5 protein-coding genes are annotated in these 8,479 nt (G+C 72.6%); 4 read left to right on the top strand and 1 reads right to left on the bottom strand.

What is annotated here, in order from left to right; genetic code table 11:
* Positions 1-106 precede the first annotated feature (106 nt).
* Positions 107-1,261, bottom strand: coding sequence for an ABC transporter substrate-binding protein (locus IXW69_RS06850; RefSeq protein WP_194785613.1), 1,155 nt, complete (start codon positions 1,259-1,261; stop codon positions 107-109).
* Between the two features lie 729 nt (positions 1,262-1,990).
* Here IXW69_RS06850 and IXW69_RS06845 point away from each other — a divergent pair.
* The 4 genes from IXW69_RS06845 to IXW69_RS11620 all read left to right on the top strand — a co-directional run bounded on the left by IXW69_RS06845 (position 1,991) and on the right by IXW69_RS11620 (position 8,472).
* Positions 1,991-5,173 (top strand): hypothetical protein, encoded by a 3,183-nt coding sequence (locus IXW69_RS06845; RefSeq protein ID WP_194785612.1) that lies wholly within the window; start codon positions 1,991-1,993, stop codon positions 5,171-5,173.
* 44 nt (positions 5,174-5,217) lie between these two features.
* Positions 5,218-5,979, top strand: coding sequence for a DNA-directed RNA polymerase II (locus IXW69_RS06840; RefSeq protein WP_323745216.1), 762 nt, complete (start codon positions 5,218-5,220; stop codon positions 5,977-5,979).
* 201 nt (positions 5,980-6,180) lie between these two features.
* A complete protein-coding gene (aspS, locus tag IXW69_RS06835) occupies positions 6,181-8,019 on the top strand; it encodes an aspartate--tRNA ligase (protein ID WP_194785611.1) in 1,839 nt (612 codons plus the stop codon).
* Positions 8,020-8,175: 156 nt separating this feature from the next.
* Positions 8,176-8,472 carry an alcohol dehydrogenase catalytic domain-containing protein gene (locus IXW69_RS11620; protein WP_228524985.1) on the top strand — a complete coding sequence of 99 codons (297 nt, stop codon included), beginning with the start codon at positions 8,176-8,178 and terminating at the stop codon, positions 8,470-8,472.
* Positions 8,473-8,479: the final 7 nt, after the last annotated feature.

Raw genomic sequence — 8,479 nt, 5'->3', positions numbered from 1 at the left:
GGGGGGGGGGGGGGGGGGGGGGGGGCGGGGGGGGGGGGGGGGGGGGGGGGGGGGGGGGGGGGGGGGCCCCCCCGGGGGGGGCCCCCCCCCCCACCACCCGCCGGCGTCAGCGCGTGATGCCGAGGTCGCCGTAGACCTTGTCGGCGAGGTCCTTGGCGGTGACGTCGGCCTTGATGAAGCCGGTGCCCTTGAACTTCTCGATCCCGGGCTCGATGGCGGCGCGGAAGTCGGTGGCGGAGGCGTGCCAGCCGTAGGTCTTGAGGACCTTCTCGACGACGTCCTGGTCGGCCGCGACGTAGTCGTTGTCGACCTCGATCTTGGCGATCTGGGTGAGGTGGGACTCGTCCGCGGCGAGCCAGTCGGAGCCCTTGAACCAGGCCTCGGTGAGGGCCTTGGCCTGGGAGGCCATCTTGGTGACGAAGTCGCCGTTGAGGGCGACGGAGCAGCAGAAGGCCTCGCCGTCGTTGTTCGCGATCTCCTTGGCCTTGCCGGAGAAGACCGGAAGGAGGGACGCAGGGTCGGAACCCATGATCGCGTCGATGTCGCCGTTGGTGAGGCGCGTGCCGAGGGAGTCCTCGTCGATCGTGGTCCAGGTGACGTCGCCCTTCTCCGGGTCGGGGTTGATGGCCGCCTCGGACAGGCCGATCGAGAAGTAGGAGAAGGCCGAGGAGGACAGGGACGGGACGCCGATCTTCTTGCCCTTGAGGTCGGCGAGGGAGGCGATGGTCGAGTCGTTCGCGACGACGACCCGCAGGCAGCCGGAGTGGAAGCCGCCGGTGAGGCGGGCGTTGAGGCCGTTGTAGATCGGCTCGAGCCAGGAGAAGAAGATGCCCGGCGCACCGATGTACTTGCCGGCGCCGACGGCGTCCTTCGTGTCCTCGGTGCGCTGGGTGCGGGTGAGGGTCACGTTGAGGCCGGCGTCCTCGAAGTAGCCGTTGTGGTAGGCGGCGTAGAGGGGGGCGGCGCAGATGTCGCCGCCGATGACGAGGGGGAGGGCCTCGGTGGTACCGGTGACGCCGTCCGAGCCCTTGTTGGAGCGGGTCGCCCACCAGCCGCCGCCGACGGCGAGGGCGGCGACAGCGAGGCCGCCGCCGATGAGGAGGTTGCGACGGCTCGTGCCCTTGCCGGCGGCGGTCGACTCGTCGGAGTCGTCGGCGGCGAGGATGTCGGCGGCGTTCTCGCTCGTGACGTCGTCGTTCCCGGGCGTGGGCTGGGTGGAGGGCTGCTGGGAGGGGTTGGTGGGGTCGGTGGGGGTGCTCATGGGGACTCCTCAGGAGGACGTGAGAGGTGGGGGCGTCCCAGGGGGGCGTCCCAGGGGGGGGAAGCTGCCAGGCTCGGGGCGGTGCACGGCGCGAGGAGGTCCCGGGCGCGCGGCGGCGCGGGCCGGTGGGTACCGGCCGGGGGGATCTCAGAGGCTGTCGGGCGGCGTCATCGCCTTCGGGACAGGGTCACCGGGCCTGACAGCGGCAACACGCCATGACGTCGCGCATGACCGCGGGCACAAAGCTGCCGCGGGCGGTGCTGGACGTGGGAGCGCTGCTTGCCATGGCACCGACGTTAGCGTCAACGGACGGGCGACGGGGCAGGTCGTTCGTCACGGTGCGACCGCGGCTCCCATCCGTTGACGGTCATGCTTGCGGGTTTTCCGCAGAATAGCGCCGTGACTAAACAGAGACCTTTTCCGGCGTGAGGGTGGTCACGGTCTGCCGCGGGGGTGATGACGGCGCTCCTTCGGCGTCCTCCCGCCGATGCGTCTCACTCGGGAGCGCGGGATGCCGCCCTGACACGCTTCTTGCGTAAGCCGCGGCGGGCGCAAGATCCCCGCAAGCCCCGGTCTACCGCCCGTTCAGAACGATACGATCCTTTTGCGACGGAATGCTGCGCGTCTGAGGCCACGGCCGCGCGCTCCGTCGTAGTGAGCCGCACTGACGTCCCTCGGGCGTCGCCCGGGCGGATCAGTTCCCCCACGACCGGCCGCCTCAGGAACCCCTTGACCGCACAGAACGCTCGCGACCTCGGTACGCGACGCTCCCGCCGTGCCTCCTCGGTGCGACGGGTGCTCGCCGTGCCCGCAGTCGCCGGGATCGTGCTCTCGAGCTCGGTCATGGGAAGCGCCGCCCTCGCCGCGCAGGCCGCTGCGCCCGTCGAGGACGCTGGGGCCGGAGCGACGGCCGAGGCCGCACCGGTGGCGGCGGCGAGCCCGGTCGAGGCGGCGGCCCAGGCGACCACCGCTCCCGTCACGAGCCCCGCCGCGGACGCGAGCGAGCCGGCGCAGGGCACCGGTCAGACCGCCGCGGCGGTGGAGGGCTCCGCACCCGGGGCCGAGGCGGCCCCCCGGGCCACGCAGACCGCAGCGACAGAGGAGTCGGCGGCACCGACGGAGCAGTCGACGTCGGGCGACGACGGCGTCAACACCCCGACGGCCCAGGCGAGCGGCTCCCCCTCCGCCGCGCCCGGCGCCGCCCCCGAGGCGAGCGCGCCGGTGCCCGCCGTGACACCAGGAACGGCGACGACGACCTCGGGCGCCTCGTACGACACCGCCTCCGCGTCGACGCGTCCCGTGCTCAGCTTCTCCGGCTGGCGGGACGCCGACGGTGCGCTGCTCAACGCCCCCGACGGCGTGCGCGTCCAGATCGCGCTCGTCGACGCTGACGGCAACGCCCAGACCGCCACCATCCTCCCGAGGTTCATCAAAGGCGCCTCGTCCTACAGCCTGCCGCTGTGGCCCTTCACGAAGAACATGGATCCCCATGAGGGCGACTACACCATCCGGTACCGGCTCGAGGGCGCTCAGGACTGGACCGAGCTCGGCTCGGTCCACCTCGCGGTCTCCCTCCCGGAAGCCGGCAATGACGCGACGCTCACCAGCACGGGCTCCGGTGTCACCGGCACCGGCTGGAGCTTCGACGGGAAGACCGGCATCGACGGCGTCTTCAAGGTCGCCGTCCGCCTCACTGACGCGCAGGGGCGCACGTACGACGTCGACGTGCCCGCTTCCTTCACCTCGGGCACATTGACCATCAGCCCCGAGCAGCTCGCTGCGGTCGCGCCCGTCGGGGGAGTCGTCTCGGCGCAGGCGCTCGACGGGGGCGCCGTCGTCGGTGACGCCGTCACCGTGAGGCCGACAGCCGCCGTCGACGCGACGACGGTGACCCAGGACGGCCGGCTCTCCCTCGAGGTCGCGGACTGGCGGTCCCTCGACGGAGCCGTCCTCAGCCAGCCCGCCCTCACCCTCAACGCCCTCGACCCTGCGACGGGCGAGGTGCTGCACTCCTACGACCTCGGCCAGAGCGTCGTCCTGCCGACCTCGGGACGCAGCTCCTTCGACCTCGACGTCGCCGGCATCCTGACGCGGGCAGGTCTCGAGGGCGACGGCTCGCCCCTGGGCACCGGCACCTACTCGCTCACGCTCACCAACGAGGACGGCTGGACCGCGACGACGGGTGCCTTCGCGGTCACCGCAGGCCTCCCGACCGCGCAGCCGACCGACGAGCCGACAGCGGCTGCGTCGGGCGAGCCGACCACCGAGCCCTCCACGGAGCCCGGCCCCGTCGTCGTCGCCCCCGCGAGCGCCAGCGTCAGGACGCTGACGCGTATCGGCCAGGGCGGTGCGAAGGACGCCCCCTACGCCGACGGCGAGGTCGCCACGTCTGCCGAGGGCAAGATCCAGCTGACCTTCGGAGGATGGACGACGGCCGACGGCAGCCCGCTCGCCGGCGGCTCCATCACCTCCGTCCAGGTGCGTGCGGTCGCCGCCGACGGCACGAGCTCGAACCCCGTGAGCATCGAGGTGGCGGTCCCGGCAGACGGCTCCGACGCCTCCAAGTGGGTCCAGCTGTGGACCCTCACCAAGGGGCTCGCGCCCGCTGACGCCGCGACCTACACGATCCAGTACCGTGCGCCGGGACAGGCCGACTCGCAGTGGCGCAGCCTGGGTGAGGTCACGATGACCGTCTCCGCCGCTGGCCCCGGCGCGAACGCCTCCGTCACCGTCTCCGGGGACGGGAGGACGCTGACCGGCTCCGGCTGGGTCTTCAATGACTCGACGACCGGCGCCGTGCCGGGGCGCGGCGACACCGATGACCTCTACGCCGTGACGCTCACCGGCTCGTGGGGCGTCGGCCCCGCCAGGGTCTCCCTCCTCGTCCCCTTCACCGACGGCTCCTTCACGACCTCCGTGAGCGACATCGCCGCGGCGCTCAAGGCGGCCGGTGTCGCCCCCGGTACCTACGACGTCTCCCTCGGCGCCGGCTCCACCGTGAGCGTCACCGTGCCCGGAGACGCTCAGCCCACCGCGGCGCCCACGCCCGTCACGACGGGCGCTCCCGACGTCCCGACGGCACCGGCCGACGGCGCCACGGACGATCCGATCGCGCCCGTGGTGCCGGGGCAGCCCGGCGGCGGTGCCGAGCCGGGCGGCGGCGCCACGGACGATCCGATCGCGCCCGTGGTGCCGGGGCAGCCCGGCGGCGGTGCCGAGCCGGGCGGCGGCGACGGCCGTGAGATCGTCGTGACTCCGGGCGAGGACGTCACGCCGACCCGCGCCGCGACCGATCCGGTGCCCTCCAACCCCGGCTCCGACGACGCCGCCTCCCGGGCCATCCGTGAGGCCGCGGAGCGTCTCGCCGAGGGCCGCGTCCCGACCACGTCCGTCGCCGACGCCGCTGCCGCGGCCGAGGCGGCCCGCACCTCCCGTCCTGCCTCGAGCCCCGTCGCACCCGTCGCGGACGCCTCGGCCCTCACCGTCGCGAACGCGGGCTCGCTCTCCGGCGGCAGGGAGGGCAACATCGTCCAGCTCATCCTGCCCAGCTCGAAGGCGCACAAGGGCGACTGGGTCTCGGTCTTCCTCTTCCCCGGGGGCACGACGACGGGCTGGGCGCAGGTCGACTCCGACAACTCGGTCTCCGTCGACGTGTCCGCGCTCGGCGCCGGTACCTACCAGCTCGCCGTCGCGAACCGTGACAACGCCCTGCTCGGCTGGGCCCAGCTCGAGATCTCCGGGACCCGCGCGACGACGGACCCGAACGCGGGGATCATCGCCGTCGACGGGACTCGCGGCGCCCTCCTTGGGCCTGGCGACTGGATGCTCGTCTCCGCCGGCGGGCTGCTCATGCTCGGGGCGGCGTCCTTCATCCTTCTCGCCAAGCCGGCCGGCGTCTCAGCGCGTCATTGACCTGTGAGACGATCACGGAAGCATCACGGAAGGAAGGAGGGACTGTGCAGCACCGTTCGCGGTCGCACCCTCGCGTCCTGGCGCCTGACGCCGGGGCACGACGCCGGTCCCTCCGTACCCTGGCGCTCCTCCAGACAGGCGCCGTCGTCCTGTGCGCCTCCGCCCTCACTCCTGCGGACGCGTTGCCGGCCGACACCTCCACCGGCCCCTCGACCACCGGGACCGCCTCCACCGTGAGTCCCTCGACGATCGCCGTCGGGGGCACCCTGACGTACACCCTGTCGGGATTCCCCAAGGACTCCACCGTCCAGGTTCTCGTCGACGACGGTGACCTGGACACTCAGGACCCCGTCGTCTCCGAGACGCCCGTCGACGAGGACGGCACGACCTCGGGTCACATCGAGCTGCCCGCGTACGTGGACGAGGGCACGCACTGGCTGCGCTTCCGCGTCTCCGCGGGTACCGACGTCCCCACGTCCCAGGTGCGCACGGCCGACTACACCAACAAGAGCCCCTACTTCACCGTCGCCGGCGTGACGATCATCGGAGGCGGCGACTCCGCCGCGACCGCCCAGCCGACGGCCCCCGGCGTGCCTACGGTTCCCGCGCCGTCGGTCACGGCGACGTCGGACGCGGAGGCCGCCGACGCCTCGGCCTCGAGCGGGCGGTCGGAGCCCCACGGGTTCCCGGTCATCGGTGCGTCGTTCCTCGGACTCGGCATCATCATGGTGGGCCTCGCCGGCTTCGTCGTGCGCAACCGCCGTCGTCTCGCGGCGCACGAGCGCGCCCTCGCCGAGCAGCGCTGAGCGTCGCGGAGCCGACCGTCACCGGCGTCCTGGAGCGCCCCGTCGGCGCTCGCGTGGGCGTGTTGCCCCCATCACCCCGCCCTGCCCGGGCTCGGGACCCCCAGGTCCACGGCGATAGGATCGCGCCGGCGCCCGCCCGTCTCGCGGTGCGCCTCGCCGGGCACCGGAACCAGTGCCCCCAGCTGGAAGGAACACAGCATCGTGCTGCGAACCCGCAACGCAGGCTCCCTGCGCGCCGCCGACATCGGCACCACCGTCACCCTCACGGGCTGGGTGGACCGCCGCCGCGACCACGGAGGCGTCGCCTTCATCGACCTCCGGGACGCCTCGGGCATCGCCCAGGTCGTCATCCGCGAGGAGGTCGCCCACGACCTGCGCGCCGAGTACGTCCTCAAGGTCACCGGCGAGGTCTCGGCCCGCCCCGAGGGCAACGCGAACCCCAACCTCCCCACGGGCGAGATCGAGGTCGTCGTCTCCGACGTCGAGATCCTCAACCCCTCCGCCCCGCTGCCCTTCCAGGTCTCCGACCACGCTGAGGACGCCGGCCAGGTCGGTGAGGAGACCCGCCTCAAGTACCGGTACCTCGACCTGCGCCGCTCGAGCATGCAGCACGCCATCCGCCTGCGCTCCAAGGTCTCCCAGGCGGCGCGCCGCGTCCTCGACTCCCACGACTTCGTCGAGATCGAGACGCCGACACTGACCCGCTCCACCCCCGAGGGCGCCCGCGACTTCCTCGTCCCGGCCCGTCTCGCTCCCGGCTCCTGGTACGCGCTGCCGCAGAGCCCTCAGCTGTTCAAGCAGCTCCTCATGGTCGCCGGCATGGAGCGCTACTACCAGATCGCCCGCTGCTACCGCGACGAGGACTTCCGCGCCGACCGTCAGCCCGAGTTCACCCAGCTCGACGTCGAGATGTCCTTCGCCGAGCAGGACGACGTCATCGCCGTCGCCGAGGACGTCCTCAAGGAGGTCTGGGCCCTCATCGGCTACGACCTCCCGACGCCGATCCCGCGCATGACCTACAAGGACGCGATGGAGAGGTACGGCTCGGACAAGCCGGACCTCCGCTTCGGCCTCGAGCTCGTCGACCTCACCGAGTACTTCAAGGACACGACCTTCCGCGTCTTCCAGAACGAGTACGTCGGCGCGGTCGTCATGCCCGGCGGCGCCTCGCAGTCCCGCCGCACCTTCGACGCGTGGCAGGACTGGGCCAAGTCCCGCGGTGCCAAGGGCCTCGCCTACGTCACCATCGCCGACGACGGCACCCTCGGCGGCCCCGTCGCCAAGAACATCACGGACGCCGAGCGCGAGGGCCTCGCCGCCGCCACGGGCGCCAACCCGGGCGACGCGATCTTCTTCGCGGCCGGCAAGGTGGACGCCTCCCGCGCCCTCCTGGGCGCGGCCCGTCTCGAGGTCGGCAAGCGCTGCGGCCTCATCGACGACGACGCCTGGGCCTTCACCTGGGTCGTCGACGCCCCGCTGTTCAAGCCCTCCGCCGAGGCCAAGGCCGAGGGTGACGTCGCGCTCGGCAAGTCCGCCTGGACCGCCGTGCACCACGCCTTCACCTCACCGAAGCCCGAGTGGCTCGACTCCTTCGACCAGGACCCCGGCAACGCGCTCGCCTACGCCTACGACATCGTCTGCAACGGCAACGAGATCGGCGGCGGCTCGATCCGTATCCACTCCCACGACGTCCAGGAGCGCGTCTTCAAGGTCATGGGGATCGGCGAGAAGGAGGCGCAGGAAAAGTTCGGCTTCCTGCTCGACGCCTTCCAGTTCGGCGCCCCGCCGCACGGCGGCATCGCCTTCGGCTGGGACCGCATCGTCTCCCTGCTGACCAAGGCCGAGTCGATCCGCGACGTCATCGCCTTCCCGAAGTCCGGTGGCGGCTACGACCCGCTTACCGAGGCGCCCGCCCCGATCTCCCCGGAGCAGCGCAAGGAGGCCGGCGTGGACGCCGAGCCCGAGACCAAGGAGGACAAGCGAGCCGCTGCGAAGGCGGCCGCGGCCGAGGCCAAGGCTCAGCCCGCCGACGCCAGCTGAGCGGCGCGCCCGCCAGGACCAGGCGAGGGGCCCGGAACGTCATCGTTCCGGGCCCCTCGTCATTTGCCGGACCGGCCTCGCTCCCCGGTGGCATGCTGGGTGGTGACCGGCGCCGGTCCGGCCTCGGTCACGCCCAGTGCCACGAGGAGAGCAGTGATGAAGGCCGTCGTCCTGGAGAAGCAGCACGAGATCGCCGTCCGCGAGGTCGAGAACGACCTTGTCGTCGGCCCGGGCCAGCTGAGGATCGCCCCGCACACCGTGGGCATCTGCGGCTCGGACGTGCACTACTACACGCACGGACGGATCGGGCGCTACGTCGTCGAGGCACCGATGATCCTGGGCCACGAGGCCTCCGGCACCGTGCTCGAGGTCGGTGAGGGCGTCGAGGACTTCGCGGTGGGCGACCGCGTCGCGATGGAGCCCGGCGTCCCGGACCTCAGCTCGCGCGCCTAGCGAGCGG

Origin of the sequence: Actinomyces haliotis (assembly GCF_015355765.1) — a bacterium.
GTDB classification, from domain to species: domain Bacteria; phylum Actinomycetota; class Actinomycetes; order Actinomycetales; family Actinomycetaceae; genus Actinomyces; species Actinomyces haliotis.
The sequence above is the reverse complement of the archived record's forward strand: the minus strand, read 5'-3'. Positions and strand labels throughout refer to the sequence as shown.